At 60.6% G+C, this 19,244-nt stretch carries 18 protein-coding genes; 6 read left to right on the forward strand and 12 right to left on the reverse strand.

Going from position 1 to position 19,244, the window contains the following annotated elements:
* The first annotated feature begins 175 nt into the window (after window positions 1–175).
* Entirely contained in the window at window positions 176–1,462 is a 1,287-nt protein-coding gene (gene umuC, locus AWX27_RS07675; protein ID WP_060420678.1) for a translesion error-prone DNA polymerase V subunit UmuC, read from the forward strand.
* A gap of 8 nt (window positions 1,463–1,470) precedes the next feature.
* Here the strand turns inward: umuC and AWX27_RS07680 are convergent, their stop codons facing one another.
* The 5 genes from AWX27_RS07680 to AWX27_RS07700 all read right to left on the reverse strand — a co-directional run bounded on the left by AWX27_RS07680 (window position 1,471) and on the right by AWX27_RS07700 (window position 6,297).
* Window positions 1,471–1,887 carry an RbsD/FucU domain-containing protein gene (locus tag AWX27_RS07680; RefSeq protein ID WP_060420681.1) on the reverse strand — a complete coding sequence of 139 codons (417 nt, stop codon included), beginning with the start codon at window positions 1,885–1,887 and terminating at the stop codon, window positions 1,471–1,473.
* Between the two features lie 49 nt (window positions 1,888–1,936).
* Complete coding sequence (locus AWX27_RS07685; protein WP_060420684.1) at window positions 1,937–2,698, reverse strand: SDR family NAD(P)-dependent oxidoreductase; 762 nt, start codon at window positions 2,696–2,698, stop codon at window positions 1,937–1,939.
* Window positions 2,699–2,718: 20 nt separating this feature from the next.
* Window positions 2,719–3,954 carry an MFS transporter gene (locus AWX27_RS07690; protein WP_170310536.1) on the reverse strand — a complete coding sequence of 412 codons (1,236 nt, stop codon included), beginning with the start codon at window positions 3,952–3,954 and terminating at the stop codon, window positions 2,719–2,721.
* Window positions 3,955–4,224: 270 nt separating this feature from the next.
* Window positions 4,225–5,262: a LacI family DNA-binding transcriptional regulator gene (locus AWX27_RS07695; protein WP_060420687.1), complete on the reverse strand. Its 1,038-nt coding sequence runs from the start codon at window positions 5,260–5,262 to the stop codon at window positions 4,225–4,227.
* Between the two features lie 159 nt (window positions 5,263–5,421).
* Window positions 5,422–6,297 (reverse strand): cupin domain-containing protein, encoded by an 876-nt coding sequence (locus AWX27_RS07700; protein WP_060420690.1) that lies wholly within the window; start codon window positions 6,295–6,297, stop codon window positions 5,422–5,424.
* 137 nt (window positions 6,298–6,434) lie between these two features.
* On the opposite strand from AWX27_RS07700, the gene rclC reads away from it, so the two are divergent.
* The 5 genes from rclC (at window position 6,435) to sbmC (ending at window position 10,315) form a co-directional block, all read left to right on the forward strand.
* Complete coding sequence (rclC, locus tag AWX27_RS07705; protein WP_089186115.1) at window positions 6,435–7,007, forward strand: reactive chlorine resistance membrane protein RclC; 573 nt, start codon at window positions 6,435–6,437, stop codon at window positions 7,005–7,007.
* A gap of 68 nt (window positions 7,008–7,075) precedes the next feature.
* On the forward strand, window positions 7,076–7,459 hold the full coding sequence (locus AWX27_RS07710; protein ID WP_060420898.1) for a DUF302 domain-containing protein: 384 nt from the start codon (window positions 7,076–7,078) through the stop codon (window positions 7,457–7,459).
* 37 nt (window positions 7,460–7,496) lie between these two features.
* Window positions 7,497–8,834 (forward strand): reactive chlorine resistance oxidoreductase RclA, encoded by a 1,338-nt coding sequence (rclA, locus tag AWX27_RS07715; protein ID WP_060420696.1) that lies wholly within the window; start codon window positions 7,497–7,499, stop codon window positions 8,832–8,834.
* A 147-nt stretch (window positions 8,835–8,981) separates the two neighbouring features.
* The gene (gene kynA, locus AWX27_RS07720) at window positions 8,982–9,824 is read left to right on the forward strand and encodes a tryptophan 2,3-dioxygenase (protein ID WP_025303311.1); all 843 of its coding nucleotides are present in this window, start codon (window positions 8,982–8,984) and stop codon (window positions 9,822–9,824) included.
* Window positions 9,825–9,847: 23 nt separating this feature from the next.
* Window positions 9,848–10,315 (forward strand): DNA gyrase inhibitor SbmC, encoded by a 468-nt coding sequence (gene sbmC, locus AWX27_RS07725; protein ID WP_060420699.1) that lies wholly within the window; start codon window positions 9,848–9,850, stop codon window positions 10,313–10,315.
* Window positions 10,316–10,481: 166 nt separating this feature from the next.
* On the opposite strand, the gene AWX27_RS07730 is transcribed toward sbmC, so the two are convergent.
* From AWX27_RS07730 to tssH, 7 genes are all read right to left on the reverse strand, one after another.
* A complete protein-coding gene (locus AWX27_RS07730; protein WP_060420702.1) occupies window positions 10,482–11,234 on the reverse strand; it encodes a hypothetical protein in 753 nt (250 codons plus the stop codon).
* 257 nt (window positions 11,235–11,491) lie between these two features.
* Entirely contained in the window at window positions 11,492–11,842 is a 351-nt protein-coding gene (locus tag AWX27_RS25025; RefSeq protein ID WP_072265415.1) for a hypothetical protein, read from the reverse strand.
* A gap of 22 nt (window positions 11,843–11,864) precedes the next feature.
* Entirely contained in the window at window positions 11,865–12,404 is a 540-nt protein-coding gene (locus tag AWX27_RS25030; RefSeq protein WP_127554720.1) for a hypothetical protein, read from the reverse strand.
* Window positions 12,355–12,885 carry a hypothetical protein gene (locus AWX27_RS07735; protein ID WP_154618172.1) on the reverse strand — a complete coding sequence of 177 codons (531 nt, stop codon included), beginning with the start codon at window positions 12,883–12,885 and terminating at the stop codon, window positions 12,355–12,357. The genes AWX27_RS25030 and AWX27_RS07735 overlap by 50 nt, the downstream gene beginning before the upstream one ends.
* Before the next feature lie 98 nt (window positions 12,886–12,983).
* Entirely contained in the window at window positions 12,984–14,912 is a 1,929-nt protein-coding gene (locus AWX27_RS07740; protein ID WP_060420708.1) for a type VI secretion system Vgr family protein, read from the reverse strand.
* A gap of 143 nt (window positions 14,913–15,055) precedes the next feature.
* Entirely contained in the window at window positions 15,056–16,501 is a 1,446-nt protein-coding gene (locus AWX27_RS07745; protein WP_060420711.1) for a serine/threonine protein kinase, read from the reverse strand.
* 49 nt (window positions 16,502–16,550) lie between these two features.
* On the reverse strand, window positions 16,551–19,205 hold the full coding sequence (gene tssH, locus AWX27_RS07750) for a type VI secretion system ATPase TssH (RefSeq protein WP_060420714.1): 2,655 nt from the start codon (window positions 19,203–19,205) through the stop codon (window positions 16,551–16,553).
* Window positions 19,206–19,244 lie beyond the last annotated feature (39 nt).

The raw sequence follows: 19,244 nt of genomic DNA on the forward strand, positions 1-19,244 counted from the left end.
AACTCGGCTCCAGGTAAACGGAGGCTGAGTTAAAAGCCAAAGCGCATCAAACGGATAGCAGCGATGGGGTGGTTTCTACTTGATCGTCGCCAGAAAAATACAAATACTGTATGTATGAACAGTAATCTGGTGCCGTTATGAATAACAACCCACTGACGATGAAAGGTCGGCAACCATGTTCGCCCTGGTAGACGTCAACAGCTTCTATGCCTCCTGCGAGACCATCTTTCGGCCCGATCTGCGCGGGCGGCCGGTGATCGTGCTGTCCAACAACGACGGCTGCGTGATCGCCCGCAGCGCCGAGGCGAAGGCGCTGGGCGTGCCGATGGGCGCGCCTTATTTCAAAATCAAAGAGGAGATGCGCCGCCGCAACGTCGCGGTGTTCTCCTCCAACTACGCGCTGTACGCCGACATGTCCCGCCGGGTGATGGACACGCTGGAAGAGATGGCGCCGGCGGTGGAGATCTACTCGCTGGACGAAGCCTTTCTGCGGCTGGACGGCGTGGCGCATTGCGAAGCGCTGGAGCCGTTCGGCCAGCGGGTGCGCGATCGCATCCGGCGCGAGCTGCATTTGACGGTCGGGGTCGGCATTGCGCCGAGCAAAACGCTGGCCAAACTGGCCAACTTCGCCGCCAAGAAATGGCGCGGTACCGGCGGTGTGGTGGATTTATCCGATCCGGCGCGCCAGCGCAAACTGCTGGCGTTGCTCCCGGTGGAAGAGGTGTGGGGCGTGGGCCGCCGCCTGACTCGCCAGCTGCAGGCGATGGGCATTCACACCGCGCTGCAGCTGGCGGACTGCGATACCCGGCTGGCGCGTAAAACCTTCAGCGTGGTGCTGGAGCGCACGATACGCGAGCTGCGCGGCGAATCGTGCCTGCGGTGGGAAGATGAGGCGGCCGCCAAAGAGCAGATCATCTGCTCCCGCTCGTTCGGCCAGCGGCTGACGCACTACCCGCATATGCGTGAGGCGATCTGCAGCTATGCCGAACGCGCCGCCGAAAAGCTGCGGCAGGAAAAGCGCTACTGCCGCAACGTGTCGGTGTTTATCAAAACCAGCCCGCATTCGGCGGGCGAGGGGTATTACAGCAATATGGGCACCGCCCGGCTGCAAACGCCGAGCAACGACAGCCGCGACATCATCGCCATGGCGGTGCGTGCGCTGGAAAGCATCTGGCAGGAAGGACGGCGTTACCTGAAGGGCGGCGTGGTGCTGGGGGATTTCAGCGCCGCCGCCATGGCGCAGATCGATCTGTTCGACGACTGCCCGCCGCGCCGCAACAGCGAGCGGCTGATGGCGACCCTCGATCGCCTGAATCAGGAAGGACGCGGGCGCGTGTGGTTCGCCGGGCAGGGGATCGTCAAGCCGTGGCAAATGAAGCGCGACATGCTGTCGCCGGCCTACACCACTCGCTTGGCGGACATTCCGGTGGTGCGGTTGGGGACGTTTTCAGACGAAAAATAATTCGCGTGTCACACCACCGGCGCCACCGTCAGCAGCAGGTTGGCGAAGCGGCGCTGTTCGCCGGAGGCGATCACCAGCAGCGTCCGATCCGATTTGACCGCCGCATAAAAATCCTCACGCGGCAGGTGTTCTACCGGGCAATGCGCCGGCAGCAGCTGTCGGTATTCGGCTTCGATGGTGTTGGTGAAGTCCGGCGGGCAGGCCATCAGCGTGGCGCTTTCCACGTTGATGCAGGCCAGCAGTTTTTCCAGGATTGGCGGGGCGGCGAGTGTGCCGGGCGCCAGGTTCAGATAGACCACGGTGGCGTCTTTCGGCGCGTGGGTCACGCAGGCGTAGTTGCCGTCGGCGATCAGCACCTGAGTTTTATGCCCGCATTGCGCCAGCGCGGCGAGCAGCGGCGGGTGGGTGATGGCGGATTTGATCATAAAGCGATTCCTGAATGAGAGGGCGGCAGCCGTGCCGCCCGCGGTTGAACTACATGCGGTAGATGCCGCCGTTGATGTCGAGGGTGGCGCCGGAGATGAAGCCGTCGTATTCCGCCGCTAGGAAGGCGATGGCACGCGCCACGTCGTCCGGCGTGCCTGCGCGGCCCAGCGGAATGGCGCGAACGGTTTCCTCCGCCGATGCTTGGGTGGTGTGGCGATTATGGAAACGGGTGCCGAGGATCAGGCCGGGCGCCACCGCGTTCACCCGGATGCCGTATTCACCCAGCTCCGCTGCCAACGAGCGCGTCCAGGTGAGCACCGCACCCTTGGTGGCGGAATAGACCAGCGAGCCGGAGTGCCCGCCGGCGCGGCCGGCCTGCGAGGCCAGGTTGACGATACTGGCGCCGTTTGCCGCCTTCAGGAACGGCAGCGCGCTCTGGGTCACGTTCAGCATGGTGGTCATGTTCACGTCGATTACGGTTTGCCAAAAGGCGCGTTCGATCTCGCCCAACCATTTGCGCCCGACGATGCCGCCGACGTTATTGACCAGAATGTCGATGCCGCCGAGAAACTCGGCGCCGGCCGAGACGCAGCGCAGCGTTTCGTCGGTATCGATGAGATCGGCGTAGCCGTAAGCGGCCTTTTGCCCCAATGAATGGGCCAGCGCCACCAGCGCTTTGGGGCCGCTTTCGTCGCTGTGATAGTGAAAATAGATGTCGCAACCGGCCTTGATCAACCGCTCTGCGGTGGCGCGGCCGATGCCCTGTTCCGCCCCGGTGATAAAGACCTTTTTGCCTGCAAGATCGCCCATGATTGACTCCTTATTGTTCGTTAAGCATTGATGACGCCTTCACGCTGTTTCGCGCAGTAGAAAATGCAGATCAACCCGGTGGCCAGCAGGCACGAGGCCAGGAAAAACAGCCCCGGCGCGCTGCTGCCGGTCAGATCGTTCAATACGCCCACCGCATAAGGCGCGACGAAGCCGCCGATATTGCCGATGCAGCTGACCACCGCCAGCCCGGCGGCCGCGGCCGCGCCGGTGGAAATGTTGGCGGGCATGGATAAAAACGGCGGTACGGCGGTGTAGATGCCGATGGCGGCGATGCACAGGAACGACAGCGCGACGAGCGGATCGTATTTAAAAAATGTCACCGCCCCCATCAGGCCGATAGCGGCGACCACCATGCTGAGGCCGGCGAACACGCCAAGCTTTTTGGTTTTGCTGGCCCACAGGCTCCACGGGTACACCAGCAGCGCGGCCAGGCCGTAGGGAATGAGCGCCAGCAGGCTGACGCGGAAGATATCGCTGCCGGAAAGGGCGGTAATGATCGACGGCAGCCAGGTGCCGAAGCCATAAATGCCGCACACCATGCCGAAGTTGAGCAGTGCGTAGAGCAGGTATTTCTTGTTTTTAATCCCTTTCAGGAAGTCGCCCAGCGTGATTTTAGAGCCGGATTTGGAGCGGCCGGCGTTGCTCATCAGCCAGGCCTTTTCCTCCACGTTCAGATAGCCGACGTCCTTGGGCGAGTTCTTGATCAGGAACGGGATCAGCAGGCCGATGACGATCGGCGGCAGCCCTTCGAGGATAAACAGCAGCTGCCAGGGAGCGAACCCGAACCAATCATGCTGAATATTGAGAATAAAGCCGGAAATCGGCGAGCCGACGGCGTTGGACAGCGGCTGGACGATGATGAACATGCCGAGAATTTTGGTGCGGTATTTTTCCGGGAAGAACACCGTGAAGTAATACACCACCGAGGGAAAGAATCCGGCTTCGCACACGCCCAGCATAAAACGGCAGATATACAGCTCCAGCGGCGTGCGTACAAAGCCGAGCAGGGTCGCGAAGATGCCCCAGGAAATTAATATTCTGGCGAACCAGATGCGCGGGCCGAATTTAATGGTGCCGGCGTTGCTGGGTATTTCAAACAGAAAATACCCGATAAAGAAAATCCCGGAGGCGAAGCCGAAGGCCGAGGCGGTCAGGCCCAGGTTATCTTCCAGCGCTTTGGCGGCGTAGGCCATGTTATTGCGATCGAGAAAGGCCAGGAAATACAATAAAATCATGAGGGGGACAATATGCAGCGTCAATTTCTTGATAGCGCTGCGTTCAATATCCTGCGGCTTGCTTATTTTCATTTTGATATTTCCAATGTGGTTAATCGGAATAATAGAGGCCCGGCCCATAACCCTGAGCTGAACGTTAAATAACGGCACGACGCTGATTCATTGAGGCGCGGGCATCCCTTAAGCGCGACGGCCTTTTCCTTTGTTTTTGGCTGACACCGATCCGGACGATGCCGCTGCGCATCGCCTGGGAAGACGCTGTTATTTCAGTTAGCCGGCGGCTTTGACCGAGCGCCGGCTGATGACCGTCGGCGGGAAGAGAAACTCGCCGGGCGGTTGCGCATCATTGTTGATGCGGCCGATCAGGCGCTCGACCATCAGCTGCGCCATCTCCGCCAGCGGCGGCCTGACGGACGTCAGCCCCGGTTCGGCCAGGCCGGCCAGCGCGATATTATCGATGCCGATCACCGAGATGTCTGCGGGTACCTGGACGCCGGCGGCGCGCACCCCCACCATCAGCCCGATGCCCAGCGCATCGTTAATCGCCACGATACCGTCCGGGCGCGGCGTCAGCGCGAGCACGCGCGGCGCCAGCGTCAGCCCCAATTCAAACATTTCCGTGTCGCCGTAGGCGCTGTTGGCTTTGCCTTCGATCACCCGTTGGCGTTCGCTCAGGCTGTGCCCCAGCGCACTCAGAAAACCGTCGATTTTGTGGCTGCGCCCGACGGTGAGCGTCGCTTCGGTGGCGAACACGATGTGTCGGCAACCGCGTTCGAGCAGGTGCTGCGCGGCCAGGCGCCCGGCGGCGACATTGTCCATCGAGACGCTGTCGAACAGCGGGGTATCGATGGCTGCCCGTTCGGGAAACGGATTGTCGTAGCTGACGATCTTCATGCCCCGCTCGGCGGCCCGAACAAAATGGGTCTGGCGAATGTCGCTCGCCGCCACGATGATGCCGCGCACGCCATGCAGGAACATATCGTCGATAAACGCGGCCTCTTCCTGTTCCTGGCGGTACGCGTTGCCGAGCAAGACGCGGTAGCGGTGAGCCCGCGCCGCACCGTCGATCGCATGCGCCAGCGCCGAAAAGCTCGGGTTGACGATCGACGGCAGCAGCAGGCCGATGATCTTGGCCTGCGGTGCGGGCACCGCCGCCGCCCGGGCCGGCCGGTATCCCAGGGTCGCCATCGCTTGTTCGATGCGCTCACGGGTCTGTGCGCTCATCTGGTGGCTGCGGTTATTCAGCAGGTTCGACACGCTGCTGATGGACACGCCGGCCAACCGTGCGACATCACGAATATTTGCCATTTGCCGATACCTTGCTGCCTGCCGTTAGCCTGCAATCTATAAGGGAAGCCGGCCGCAGGCAAGCTGCAACCGGGGCGCCGCGCGCATGGGATCGCGCATTTGTGAGAATCGTCAGGCGGCGGCCGCGTTGTTTACTAAACAGTAAGGCGGGGCGGGAGGTTATGCCGAGATGGGGCAAATGTCCGGCGGTGTCTCGGCGGCCTGCTGGCGGAATTTTCCCGGCGTCAGGCCGAAGTGGCGGGTGAAGGCTTTATGCAGCGCCACCTCCGACGAGTAGCCGGCCTGTTCGGCGATACGGCTCAGCGGCAACGCCTGGCGCGCCAGCAGCCGGGCCGCCAGCTGCATGCGGATGGCGGTGAGGGCCTGCAGCGGCGTTTGCTGCGTGACCTGACGAAAGACGCGGGCGAAGTTGGCGCGCGACATATGGGCCCGTTCGCTCAGTTCCACCAGCGTCCAGGGGTGTTGCGGGCGGCGCAGCATCTGTTCAACCACGTTGCCCAACTGCGGATGCAGCAACGCGGCGACCAGATTGCCGCTCTGATTCGGCTGGGCCAGCCAGGCGCGGATCGCCAGCGCGAACAGCAGCGCCATGGTCTGGCTGACAATGGCGTTGTGCCCCTGGCCCTGTTGGCTGAACTCATCGCTCAGCAGCTGGCCGGTCGCCTGCAGCAGCGTCAACTGCCCCTGTTGGCGGCTGTTGAACAGCAAACATTCCGGCAGGCTCGCCAGCAGCGGCGATGCGCTGTGCGGCAAGATTTGCATGCCGCACAGCAGGTGCGTGGCGCTGTCGGCCCCCTCCGGCAGCAGGCGATGGGCGGAGTTGTGCGGCAAGAACAGCAGGCTGCCTTGCTCCAGCGGTACCGGGCGGCCGCCGGGGATCTCCAGCCGACAGCTGCCCGCCAGCACCATGTGCCAGCGGATCTGACTCCACTCCCCGGCGGCATGCGGCGAGCGCCACTCGCCGCTGAAATGGCAATCACGCGCCACGTAACCGCGCATGTCGTTAAGCATCAACAGTTGGCTGAGCGGATCCATTTTGAGACTCCTGGCTAAGAAGCTGATTGTTTCGGCAATGGGCCGGCGTAATGCGAAGCACTAAGATCGGTTCGATAGTGCAGCGATGCGGAGGGCGCCGCTGCGATGCATGAGTTATCAATGACATGGAGCCGGTAATGAAAATACTATTCTTTCTGAGCAAGGGCGACAAGCTGGGATTAACGCTGATTCGCCTCAGCATCGCCATCGTCTTCTTATGGATTGGCCTGCTCAAATTCATCCCTTACGAAGCGGACAGCATCACGCCGTTCGTCGCCAACAGCCCGCTGATGTCGTTTTTCTATGACATGCCGCAGGACTATCAGGCGCACCTGACGCACGAAGGCGAACTGAACCTCGCCGCCCGCGCCTGGCAGCAGGCCAACAATACCTATGGCTTCTCCAACGGCCTGGGCGTGGTGGAGGTGGCGATCGCGCTGCTGGTGCTCGCCAACCCGTTCTCCAAATGGCTGGGGCTGTTGGGCGGCATGCTCTCCTTTTGCACGCCGCTGGTGACGCTGACCTTTTTGATCACCACCCCGGAGGCCTGGGTGCCCGCGCTGGGCGATGCGCATCACGGCTTCCCTTATCTCTCCGGCGCCGGGCGCCTGGTGCTGAAGGACACGCTGATGCTGGCGGGTGCGGTGATGATCATGGCGGATTCGGCGCGCAGTGTGCTCGAGAAACAGTGGCGGGGGAAGGTCGCATGAGCGTCATGAACCGGGCGGTGGCCGGCAGCCTGATGCTGCTGGCCTGTTCTGCAGTGGCGGAGGGGACAATGGGGCAAGAAACCCGAACGGTAGAGAGCGCCTACGCTTATCAGGAAACGCGTCAGCGCATTATCAGCACGGCCGAGCAGAAGGGCGTGACGCTGTTTGCCGAGTTCGATCACGCGAGAGCGGCGCGTGAGCATCATCTGACGATGCCGCCCACCACGGTGCTGGTGCTGGGCAACCCGCTGGCGGGCACGCCGCTGATGCTGGCGCGGCCGGCGTTGGCGCTGGATCTGCCGTTCAGGGTGCTGATTGCGCAAGACGAGCGGGGCAAAACGCAGGTCAGCTACCACCCGGCGGAAAGTCTGAAACGGAGCGCCGGGGCCGACGAACGACAGATCGCGGCGCTGAGGCCGCTGGAGCGGTTAGTTGAGGCCGCAATACGCTGATAGAACGGCGATAAACATCACGAGACGAGGCGACACAATGTACGATTATCAGGCGATTATCATCGGTTTTGGCAAGGCCGGCAAAACGCTGGCGGCCTTTCTGGCCGGGCAGGGATGGCGCGTGGCGATGGTGGAGGCGTCGGCGCAGATGTATGGCGGCACCTGCATCAACATCGGCTGCATCCCGACCAAAACGCTGGTGCACGATGCCGAGCTTCACGGGCCGGGCGAACAGGCGTTCAGCCAGGCGATGGCGCGCAAGCGGCAGGTGACCGGCCTGCTGCGGGAGAAAAACTACCAAAACCTGGCGGGGCTTGAACAGGTCACGGTGATCGACGGACGGGCGGAGTTTATCGATCCGCACCGCATCAGCGTGCAGGGTGCGGCGGGAACGCAGGTGCTGAGCGGCGAGCGCATCTTCATCAATACCGGGGCCGTCAGCCGCCGGCCGGCGATCGACGGGTTGGATCGTTCGCAGCGGAGTTACGACAGCACCGGCCTGCTGCAGCTGACGCAGCGGCCCGCGCGGTTGGGCATTATCGGCGGCGGTTATATCGGGCTGGAGTTCGCTTCGATGTTCGCGCAGTTCGGCAGCGCCGTAACGGTATTCGAAGAGGCGGGCGCGTTGCTCGGCCGGGAAGACCGCGATATGGCGCAGGCGATACAGCAAATCCTGAGCGACGCCGGGGTCAGCTTCACGTTTAACGCCGGCGTGAAGCAGGTGCGCGATGTGGAAGGGGGCGTTGAGGTGGTGCATCAGGGCGGCGTGCAGTCGTTCGATGCGCTGCTGGTGGCGGCCGGGCGCGTGCCGAACACCGCCGGTTTGCAGCTGGCGCGCGCCGGCGTTGAGACGGATGAGCGTGGGGCCGTGCGGGTGGATGCGCAGCTGCGCAGCAGCGTGCCGCATATCTGGGCGCTGGGGGACGTCAACGGCGGGCCGCAGTTTACCTATATCTCGCTGGACGATTTCCGCATTGTGCGCGACAGCCTGTTCGGCGCGGGTAAACGCAGCACGGCCGATCGCGGCGCAGTGCCTTACTCGGTGTTCATCACACCCAGCTTCTCGCGCATCGGCCTCAGCGAAGATCAGGCCCGGCAGCAGGGGCGCGACATTAAGGTCGCCACGCTGCCGGCGGCGGCGATCCCGCGCGCCCACGTGTTGGGCGACACGCGCGGCCTGCTGAAGGCGGTGGTCGATGCGCAGACCGGCCAGATCCTCGGCGTGGCGCTGCTGTGCCGCGATGCCCACGAGATGATCAACATCGTCAAAACGGCGATGGACGCCGGGCTGCCCTATACCCGGCTGCGCGATCAGCTGTTTACCCATCCGACCATGAGCGAGTCGCTCAACGATCTGTTTGGGTTGATAGGGTAAAGCGGGGCGAGAGGGGCGGCGCAGATGAGTGAGATCTGCGAAGCACCTCTCGTTTATCGCCCTTCGGGGCGGCGGGTTCTGTACTATTGTTTTCTCTTTGCGGCACGTTCCAGGCCGATGGGGCGCTGGGCGCAACGGAGATCACAGATGAACAAACGGGAATTAGAAAGCGCGATTGTCACCGATTTTTCCAAACGCATGAGCTACGGCGACTACCTGTGCCTGGACTCGCTGCTGGACTGCCAGCACCCGCTCTCCAACCCGCCGCATCATGACGAAATGCTGTTCGTGATACAGCACCAAACCTCCGAACTGTGGATGAAGCTGATGCTGCACGAGCTGCAAGCGGCGGTGCGGCTGGTGCAGCAGGACAAACTCAGCCACTGCTTCAAAATCCTTGCGCGCGTCAAACAGATCCAACGGCTGCTGTTCGAACAGTGGGCGGTGCTGGAAACGCTGACGCCGTCGGAATACGTCGAGTTTCGCGACGTGCTGGGCAGCTCGTCGGGCTTCCAGTCGCATCAATACCGCTCGATCGAGTTCCTGCTCGGCAACAAGAATGCGGCGATGCTGGCGGTGTTCAGCAGCGATGCGGAAAAACACGCGGCGCTGAAGGCGATCCTCGAAGCGCCGAGCCTGTACGACGAATACTTGCTGTACCTGGCGCGCCACGGCCTGCCGATCCCGCAGGAGTGCCTCGAGCGCGACTGGACGCAGCCCTACCAGCGCAACCCGGATCTGCTGCCGGCGTTCAAAGTGATCTACGACAACCCGCAAACCTACTGGGAAGCCTATGAAATGGCGGAGAAGCTGGTGGATATCGAAGAGAGCTTCCACCTGTGGCGCTTCCGCCATATGAAAACGGTGGAGCGGATCATCGGCTTTAAGTCGGGCACCGGCGGTTCCAGCGGCGTCAGCTTCCTGAAAAAGGCGTTGGACCTGACCTTTTTCCCCGAGTTGCTGGACGTGCGCACCGAAATTGGCGCCTGAAATAATGTGGGAGGATAAGGGCGATGAGCGTGAGGATTATCGATAAGGCGGCGGAGAAGGTGGTGGGGGTCAGAGTCGTGGGGCCGTATCCGCAGACGATCCCGCAGGGCTCGCAGCAACTGCTGGCATGGCGGCAGCGCCACGGCGTGCCGTTCGGCAAATGGCTGGTACTGTATTGGGACGATCCGGCGGAAGTGGCGCCGGAAAAGCTGCGTGCCGACGTAGTGATAAGCGTGGCGGACGATTTCGCGCTGCCGGCAGGCAGCGAGGGCGTGACCGTGCAGACGCTGCCCGCCGGGCAGTATGCGGTTTACCACGTGCGCATCAGCGATGGCGACTTCGAGCGGGTGTGGGGCGAGTTCTATCAGAAGCTGCTGCCGGCCAGCGGCTACCAGCCGGTTGAGGGGGTGAGCTACGAACACTATCTCAACGACTGCGAAGCCGACGGCTATTTCGACCTCGATATTTACCAGACGGTGAAGAAGTGGTGAGGGTGGGGTGATGCGAAGGAAGGCTGAATCGATAGTATGTGCCGATTCAGCCTGTGATTGTCATTCCTGTTCGATGAAGGAGCGGCGGAAAGATGGGGGATAATCCCGATGGCGGTATTTACATATCGGCCAAGGCCCATCTTACTGCTTGGAGATTATTCGGTGACTATTTCACCCACTCCCCTTTCTGATTCATTAATATTTTACCATCCTTTATGACTGTCAGGGTGTTATCAATTTTACTGAGCATATAAGTTGTTGAGGCGTTTTTAAATTCATAACCAATGATTGGGCATGGGGCTGTATTGCAATCAGCTCGTGTCGCTTTGCCCTGTAAAGTTAAAGCGGCGCCATCTTTTTTACGTTTTCCATAGTAAGTTGCATCATTACAATCGCCTTTACTGGAGCAAATGGTCGTGAGTTTGATAGAGAATGACTGCGTATCAAAATATTCTTTTGTCGCCCTCATCTTTTTTCTTTCGTTGATTGTGGCGAATTGCATGTTTTTGAAGCGTTCAGCCCAATGCTGAATCTCCTTATTCATGGGGGCATCTTTATCAGAAGATTTGTAATTTATGACATCAGAGTCAGGTACAACCCAGGCAGCATAAATTTTCCCATCGGGATTGATGACCAAAGCAGAGGCACTTTCCAGGTAAAGATCCTTCAGCCAGCCTTCAGCAAATAACCCCCCGCCAGGGACTGAATGAGGTTCACCGAAAACATCAAAATTGCTGATGTATTTCTCATAGTCCTGACCCAGTGTGCTTTTGAGACTGTCAGTGACTGCTTTATCGTTAACAAGCCCGCTTACTGTGCTAATTTTGTTATATTGCAACAGGTTTATCGCTGCTGTGGATTCAATGGAACAGAGTAAAGAAGCAGTAAATAATGCAGGTAATAAGATCTTTTTGAACATAAATCACTCGCTTGATAACTTTAAAAATTCTTCTGATGGAGTGAGGTTAGAGGCTTGGTCTGGTAGGCGGGAGTTGTCCGCCGTCATTGTGTTGAGTGTTATAAAAACAAGAGGAGGTGTGTATTTTTATCATCTCGTTCCCCATGTCAGAATAATTGATGACACGCTGGACTGAATCGATGGGATATATCGATTCAGCCTGTGATTGTTATTCCGCTTGGTTTAAGCATCGTGAGCAGACGAGTGAGAGTAAAAATTTATTTTTCTATCGGATCTATACCCGTACTGTTTTCCTTTAGTCGGTTGCTATCTACCCATCCCTCAACTTGTTCTCCTTTACGATTGAAGTACATAACGTAATAGTAACCGTGGTAGTCGAGGTAAGCATTGACCTTATCGTTAGGTATAATAAATACCTTACTTCTTTTACATCTTAAGTCGGGGGCAGAGTGAAAATATAAACGTCCTTTGCCGATAACAGAAAACCCATTATTTGAGTTTTCAATATGCGTTGAGTGAGTCTGAGCTGCTTGGTCTAGTGTGCTGCAGTTGACGGCCGCCATGGTGTTGAATGTGATAAACAGTAAAAAGAGAAGTGTTTTGTTCATATAAGCCGTCTTTACGGGGAACTCATTCCAGGTTAAATGTGACTTTACTCAGGCAGTCTGGGTTTCTTTCCGCAAAACTAAATGTAATCGTTTTACCGTGCTCATCAGGTGGGGTCGTAAGGCTGGTTACTTCATCCACGGAGTGGCCCCGAGGAAAGTCACTGAATGTCAGGTTTGGGTAGTGCTTTTTGACCGTTTTTAGCTCGATACAATAACCGGAAAGATCCATGGAAAGTAAAACTATCTTGTTGCCTGATGACTTGTGGGTTCTAAATGTCAGTTGGGTGACTTTTACATCTGCGCTGATAGAGAATCCGGAAGATCTATAGAATTTAACATATTCATTCTCATCATAATTGTCTAACGGCTGCGGAATGAGTGTGTCTAACTTTGGATGGGGAAGAGAAAGTTGATGATTAATTTTTTCAATAAACTCCCATAGATTTGTGTTTTCCATATTACCACCTTGTGCAAAACATAAGCTTGATGTGAGTAGAGTGGATAAAATAAATTTATTTTTTAGAGACGTATTTATCATACCATCCGCCATAATAGTCTTCATACAGCTCACCCGTGTTTGAGGTGCGTTCCCCTCGGCCAAAAATCCTACCTATACTCTCTTCAGCTTGTTGCCGTGTCTTTGTACCACTCTTTAGATTCTCATAAATTTCATTGTAGGCCGCTTGATTTTCAGGGTTGCCAGCAATACCGATGTCAGTACCCGTATTAGCGAAAATTTCGCGTTGAACCTCAATGTTTTTAAGCGTTGCGGCCCCTTCATCACGTAACATACTGTTGAGGTAGGTCTCACGAGATGTCAGATCCGTTTTTGGCGTGTAGAGAGCATGTCCGCTCTCATGAGCGAGGGATTGCACGGTCTCAAGGGGATTATGCAAATGGTTGCTATCAATAACAATCACTTGATCTTGGCGTTCGACAAAGGTTCCTTTTCCCATTGTACCGGGTTTAATCCCCCAGCCTTGAGCTTTGAGTTTATCTAGATCGCGGCTCAACGTCGGTGACTTTGCCGCCAGCTCATTCACCTCGTTGCTAAAAGGGGTTACAGCGGCAGCCGGTTTAGCCGGCGCCGCTGCCGCCGCCCGGGGGCGGCGTTAACCGGCTTTCCCGGCGTACCACTTGGCTACTCTTTAGGGAACAGCTGATCGACGGCGCCCTGGATCGCCGCCTGATGGCCGCCGCCCGGTGCGGCGGTGCGTGCGGCGCCGCCGGGCTGGTTGAGATCCAGCTGGCCGCCGGTATTGATCGCTCCGTCCTCTTTCACCGTGATATTGAAGCTGGTGCCGGTGATGTTGATTTGGCCGTTCGCCAGCAGCTCGATCACGCTTTCGCCGCACTCCAGCCGCAGCGATTCGCCGGAGCCGAGGGTAAAGGCGTTAACCACGGCGTCGCTGCGGGTTTTGCCGGTCAGCGCGGAGGCATCGCCTTTGACACCGGTGGCTTGATTGAGCACCACCCGTTTGATCTGGTTGCCGCCCACCAGGTGGGTATGGTCGTTATTGATGGTGTGGCTCTCATCGTTTTTGACCTGGGTGTCCATGTTGCGTTCCGCCTGGATCCACACCTGTTCGGCGCCGGCCTTGTCTTCGAAGCGCAGGGCATTGGCATTGTCGGCGGTGCCGTCCTTGGTGCGGCTCATAAAGCCCATCTGGGTGGCGGCGGCCGGCAGCGCCCACGGCGGCATGCTGGCTTCGTTATAAACGCGCCCGGTGACGATCGGCCGATCCGGATCGCCGTTGATAAAGTCCACCACCACTTCGTCGTTGACGCGCGGGATCTGCACGCCGCCGTAGCCCTGGCCGGCCCAGGCGCTGGAGACGCGCACCCAGCAGGAGCTGCCGTCATCCTTCGGCCCGAAGCGGTCCCAGTGGAATTTCACCTTGATGCGGCCGTATTTGTCGGTCCAAATTGATTCGCCGGCCGGGCCGACCACCCGGGCGGTCTGCGGCCCGTGGGTTTTCGGCCAGGTGGCCTGCTGCGGCGGGTGCCAGGGCACGTCCGCCGGCAGCACGATGAAGTCGATACGGTGTTCGCTGCTTTGATCATCGCCGCTGGCATAGCGGTTCTCTTTCAGATGGTAGTTGGCCTGCAGCGTCAGGTACTCGCGATTGTCGTCGGCGTGCGGGGCGTTATACAGCGTAAAGGTGCTGCCGGGAGCGATGCCCAGCGCGGTGGCGGTGCCCCGGATCTGCTGATGTTCGGCCTGCCAGGCCTCCTGGCGCACGCGGGCGTAGAACTCCCCCTGCTGATGCTCGGTGTAGCGGCCCGGCCAGTCGTAGACGTCAATCTGCCCCGGCGTCGGCGAGACCGGGTTTTGCCGCGCCTGGAACAGCCAGGCGTTCGGCTTGCGGAAATCGTAGTCGTCCAGGCTGTAGATGCCCGGCGTGACGCGATCGGACAACGTCCACTGGCTGATGCCTTCCTCGCTGGTGCTGCCGCCGGACGGCGTCAGGTGATAGGGAATCATCTCGTAGCCGGGATAGGGCTGGTGGTGGTGGGGCGCATCCCCGAGCACCAGCGTGTGTTTGCCCATCTCGTGTTTGAAATAGTAATAGATGCCCTCCAGCTCCATCAGGCGGCTGATGAAGTTGAAGCTGCTTTCGTTGTACTGCACGCAGTAGCCCCACAGGCGATAGTCGCCGGTCAGCTGATCTTCCAGCTGCACGTTGTGCTCCGCCAACAGGGTCTTGACGATCTGCGGCACCGTCTGTTCCTGGAAGATGCGGAAGTTGCGATCCTTGGTCATCGGCCACAGATCCGGCTGCACGTGCAGGCTATACACCGCGTAGCGGGTGCCGCCGATCTCTTCGCTGCTGACGGCGATGGCGGTGATCTTGCCGTTCAGGTAGCGCGGGGCGCTGAGAAAGCCCTGAGTCGGGATCTCCAGCGTCAGCGGTTGGCCGAGCAGCGCTTTGCGATCGAGCCGCGCGTCGGTACTCAGCAATTCAATAGAGAAGTCGAAAGGGGTGGAAAGCGCTTCGATGCCGTCCAGTGAGCGGAACAGCAGCTGCTCCTGGCCCAGCGGCGTGTGCGCAATAATGCGATCCAACATGAGAACGTCCTCTGTGATTGACGTCGTGTTCTGCTTACCCCAGCGTTGCAGCGGCCTTGCCGCGCGGCCAATGAGGGTGGGCAGCGGTGCGTCAGTCTCATGAAATAGGTGAAACCCCGCCGCGGCGGGGCTTCAGAACGGAATTAACCGGCGGTGGCCGGATTGACCAGCCAGGTGCCGGCGGTGTCGATACTGAGTTGCTGCCGGCGGAGCCGATCGTTGTGGCGGATCTCCAGCTGATAACGGCCCGGCGCCAGATTCAGGCTGGCGAAGCCGTTGTCACCCGGCGTTACCTGCTGCGGCTTGCCGTCGAGGCTGACCTGTTCGCCCGGCTGCAGTTTGAAATACACCAGCGCCACCGGCTGCGGTGGCGGCGCCGCCTTTTCAGGTTCCACCGGCGCAGATGGCGCGGTTTGCGGCGCGCTCGGCTGCTCCGTCAGGGTTTTCTGCGCCGGTGACGCCTCGGTATTTTGCGCTACGGCCTGGGTATCGTCCTTGCCGCCGCTCAGCCAGGCGACGGCGCCGATCACCAGCAGCGCCGCGACGCCGGCGCCGGCCATCATCGGCCGCGAGAATCGGGTGCTGCGCGCGGTAACGGCGCCGGCGGCTGCGGCTGCAGCGGCCGGGTTGGCGGCCACCAGCAGGTTCTCCGGCGCGGCGGCCGGCGTGCTGATGATTTCGTTTTCATCGGCGATCGGCAGATGTAACAGCTCGGCCATTTCATCGATGGTCTGCGGGCGGTCTTCCGGCTTCAGCGCCAGCGCGCGGTCGACGGTGCGCAACAGCTCCGGCGAGTAACCGGCGGGGCGACGCTCGGCCAGCGGCTGATAGCTGTCTTCGATGCTGCGCACCACGCTGACCGGCGGCGGCGAACCGACGATCAGCGTGTGCAGCACGGCGCCCAGCGCGTAGATATCGGTCCAGGGTCCCTGTTCGCCGTCGCTGTTCTCGGTGTACTGCTCGATCGGTGCGAAGCCCGGCTTCAGCATGATCTCCGTTTCGTCCGACAGGTTGCCGATCTCTTTGCGCGCCGACCCGAAGTCCAGCAGCACCGGCAGCTGGCTCTCCTGAATTTGGATGTTATCCAGCGAGATGTCGCGGTGCAGGTAACCTTCCTGATGGATGGTGTTGATGGCGCTGAACAGCGGCGGCAGCAGCCGACGGATCCACGCCTCGTCGATTTTCTCCGGCTGCTGCGCCTGCAGGTTCTTCAGCGTGGTGCCGCTGTAGAACTGGGTGCCCATGTAGGCGGTGCCGTTCTCTTCCCAGAAGCGCAGCACGTGCAGCAGGCCGGGGTGCGAGAAGCGGGCCAGCAGGCGCGCCTCCTGAATAAAGCTGTTCAACCCGGCCTGGAAGGTTTTGCCGAAGCGCTCGCCGCGCAGCCCGATGCTGAGATCGTCGTTGCGTTTCGCCAGCGAGGTCGGCATGTACTCTTTGATAGCGATGGTGCGTTCCAGTTGGTGATCGTAGGCGCGATAGACGATGCCGAAGCCGCCTTCGCCGATCGCTTCCTGGATCTCGAATTCGTTGAACCGATAGCCGCTCGGCAGGCTGTTCGAATTCGGTTTGGTTATCCCGGTTCCCGACATAGTGATGACTCTCTGTGTTCAAAGGGCCGCCGTCTCGGCGGCCGCGGCGTTATGCCTGAAATTGACAAATGAATTCGTGGTTCTGCAGCGCGATATGCAGCTGGCGATAGCGCTGGTCGTTGGCGCTGCCGGTCAGCAGGGTGTGGCTGATCTGCGGCAGCAGGGTGTTGGTCAGGATGGCGTCGACCATGCGGCCGCCGGACTCCACCTCGGTGCAGCGGCTGACGATCTGCTCGATGACCGCGTCGTCGAAGGTGCAGACGATGTCGTGATTCTCCGCCAGGCGACGCTGGATGCGCCCCAGCTGCAGGCGCACGATGTTGCCCAGCGTGGCGTCGGTCAGCGGGTAATACGGCACCACCAGCAGGCGGCCGAGCAAGGCGGCCGGGAACACCGACAGCAGCGGCTGGCGCAGCGCGCCGCTCAGCGCTTCCGGCTCCGGCAGCAGCTCCGGATCGCTGCACAGCCCGGCGATCAGCTCGGTGCCGACGTTGGAGGTCAGGATGATGATGGTGTTGCGGAAATCGATATGGCGGCCTTCGCCGTCCTCCATCCAGCCCTTGTCGAACACCTGGAAGAAGATCTCATGCACGTCCGGGTGTGCCTTCTCGATTTCGTCCAGCAGCACCACGCTGTATGGGCGGCGGCGCACCGCCTCGGTCAGCACGCCGCCTTCGCCGTAGCCGACATAGCCGGGGGGCGCGCCTTTCAGCGTCGAAACGGTGTGCGACTCCTGGAATTCGCTCATGTTGATGGTGATGACGTTCTGCTCGCCGCCGTACAGGGTTTCCGCCAGCGCCAGCGCGGTTTCGGTCTTGCCGACGCCGGACGGCCCGGCCAGCAGGAACACCCCGACCGGCTTGTTCGGATCGTCCAGCCGCGCCCGCGAAGTGCGCACCCGGCGGGCGATCAGATCCAGCGCATGGCGTTGGCCGATCACGCGCTGGTTCAGGGTGTCGGAGAGTTGCAGCACCGCCTCAATCTCGTTTTTCACCATGCGGCCCAGCGGGATGCCGGTCCAGTCGGCCACTACTGCCGCCACGATGTTGGCGTCGACGGCGGCGAAGATCAGCGGCGCCTCGCCCTGCAGCGCGCTCAGCTGCTGCTGCAGTTCGCCCAGCTGGGCGCGCAGCGCGTCGGCGTCAGGGCGCGCCTGCGTCTCTTCTTCAGTAGACTCTTCTTCCTGCCGGTGCAGCTGGGCGCGCAGTGTGATGATCTCTTGGATCAGCGCCAGCTCCTGCTGCCAGCGGTCGGTCAACTGTTCCAACTCTTGGCGCAGCGCGGTCAGCTGGGCTTCAATCTCCTGCGGGCGCAGGGGATCGCCGATGCCCACCTTGGCCTCGCGGCGGGCGATATCCAACTCTATTTGCAGCGCATCGATGCGGTGGCGGCAGTCTTCGACCTGGGCAGGCTCGGCGTGTTGGCTGACCGCCACGCGCGCGCAGGCGGTATCCAGCAGCGCCACCGCCTTGTCCGGCAGCTGGCGGGCCGGAATATAGCGATGCGACAGCCGCACCGCGGCGTCTACCGCTTCATCCAGCAACAGCACGCGGTGGTGTTGCTCCAGCGGGCTGACGGTGCTGCGCAGCATCAGCAGCGCCTTGTCTTCGCTTGGCTCGTGTACCTGCACCACCTGGAAACGGCGGGTGAGCGCCGGATCCTTCTCGATGTATTTCTTGTATTCCGACCAGGTGGTGGCACCGAGGGTGCGCAGCTGGCCGCGCGCCAGCGCCGGTTTCAGCAGGTTGGCGGCGTCGCCGGTGCCCTGGGCGCCGCCGGCGCCGATCAGGGTGTGAATTTCGTCGATAAACAGGATGATCGGCGTCGGGCTGGACTGCACTTCGTCGATCACCGCCTGCAGCCGTTTTTCAAACTCGCCTTTGACGCCGGCGCCGGCCTGCAGCATGCCGATGTCCAGCAGGCACAGCTTCACGTCGCGCAGCTGCGGCGGCACGTCGCCGGCCACGATGCGCAGCGCCAGGCCTTCCACCACCGCGGTTTTCCCGACGCCGGCCTCGCCGGTCAGCAGCGGGTTGTTCTGGCGGCGGCGCATCAGGATATCGATGATTTGCCGGATCTCTTCGTCGCGGCCGGCCACCGGATCGATCTCGCCGTTGCGCGCTTTGGCGGTCAGGTCCTGGGCATACTGCGCCAGCACGCTTTCACCGCTGCGCGGCGCGCCGGATACGTTCTCGGCGCTGCTTTCCGCCGGCGCATCCTGGGCGTTTTCCGCCGAGTGGGCGGTGATGGCGGCGAACTGTTCCATCAACAGATCGGCGTTGATGCGCTCGAACTGCGGGGAAATGGCCTTCAGCAGATGGCGCAGGCTGTAGGTTTTCAGGATGCCGAGCAGCAGGTGGCCGCCGCGGATGCGCGCCGCGCCGAATTTCAATGAGCCATAGACCCAGGCGCGTTCTACCGCGCTGTCGATGTGCTCGGACAGATCGGAGATGGCGCTGGCGCCGCGCGGCAGGCGGTCGAGCGCCTCGACGATGTCGCGCGCCAGCTGCGCCTCGTCCAGCGCGAAGTGGCGGACGATCTGCTGCAGATCGCCGTCCGGCGATTGCATCAGCTGATGCAGCCAGTGCGCCAGTTCGACGTAGGGGTTACCGCGCAGCTTGCAAAACGCCGTCGCACTTTCCAGAGAGGTGAATAACAGGCTATCCAGTTTGCCAAATAATACCGAGCGGCTGATTTCAGACATGGTTTTCCTCAGGTCTCAGAGTGGCCTGGCGCCGCAGGG

The organism is Serratia sp. 2880STDY5682894, assembly GCF_001537385.1.
Lineage (GTDB): Bacteria > Pseudomonadota > Gammaproteobacteria > Enterobacterales > Enterobacteriaceae > Serratia > Serratia nevei.

Bases quoted from the DNA above. Each gene is read 5' to 3' on its own strand.
- umuC (WP_060420678.1), top strand. From the start codon at position 176: ATGTTCGCCCTGGTAGACGTCAACAGCTTCTATGCCTCCTGCGAGACC.
- AWX27_RS07680 (WP_060420681.1), bottom strand. From the start codon at position 1,887: ATGATCAAATCCGCCATCACCCACCCGCCGCTGCTCGCCGCGCTGGCG.
- AWX27_RS07685 (WP_060420684.1), bottom strand. From the start codon at position 2,698: ATGGGCGATCTTGCAGGCAAAAAGGTCTTTATCACCGGGGCGGAACAG.
- AWX27_RS07690 (WP_170310536.1), bottom strand. From the start codon at position 3,954: ATGATTTTATTGTATTTCCTGGCCTTTCTCGATCGCAATAACATGGCC.
- AWX27_RS07695 (WP_060420687.1), bottom strand. From the start codon at position 5,262: ATGGCAAATATTCGTGATGTCGCACGGTTGGCCGGCGTGTCCATCAGC.
- AWX27_RS07700 (WP_060420690.1), bottom strand. From the start codon at position 6,297: ATGGATCCGCTCAGCCAACTGTTGATGCTTAACGACATGCGCGGTTAC.
- rclC (WP_089186115.1), top strand. From the start codon at position 6,435: ATGAAAATACTATTCTTTCTGAGCAAGGGCGACAAGCTGGGATTAACG.
- AWX27_RS07710 (WP_060420898.1), top strand. From the start codon at position 7,076: ATGGGGCAAGAAACCCGAACGGTAGAGAGCGCCTACGCTTATCAGGAA.
- rclA (WP_060420696.1), top strand. From the start codon at position 7,497: ATGTACGATTATCAGGCGATTATCATCGGTTTTGGCAAGGCCGGCAAA.
- kynA (WP_025303311.1), top strand. From the start codon at position 8,982: ATGAACAAACGGGAATTAGAAAGCGCGATTGTCACCGATTTTTCCAAA.
- sbmC (WP_060420699.1), top strand. From the start codon at position 9,848: ATGAGCGTGAGGATTATCGATAAGGCGGCGGAGAAGGTGGTGGGGGTC.
- AWX27_RS07730 (WP_060420702.1), bottom strand. From the start codon at position 11,234: ATGTTCAAAAAGATCTTATTACCTGCATTATTTACTGCTTCTTTACTC.
- AWX27_RS25025 (WP_072265415.1), bottom strand. From the start codon at position 11,842: ATGAACAAAACACTTCTCTTTTTACTGTTTATCACATTCAACACCATG.
- AWX27_RS25030 (WP_127554720.1), bottom strand. From the start codon at position 12,404: ATGAAGACTATTATGGCGGATGGTATGATAAATACGTCTCTAAAAAAT.
- AWX27_RS07740 (WP_060420708.1), bottom strand. From the start codon at position 14,912: ATGTTGGATCGCATTATTGCGCACACGCCGCTGGGCCAGGAGCAGCTG.
- AWX27_RS07745 (WP_060420711.1), bottom strand. From the start codon at position 16,501: ATGTCGGGAACCGGGATAACCAAACCGAATTCGAACAGCCTGCCGAGC.
- tssH (WP_060420714.1), bottom strand. From the start codon at position 19,205: ATGTCTGAAATCAGCCGCTCGGTATTATTTGGCAAACTGGATAGCCTG.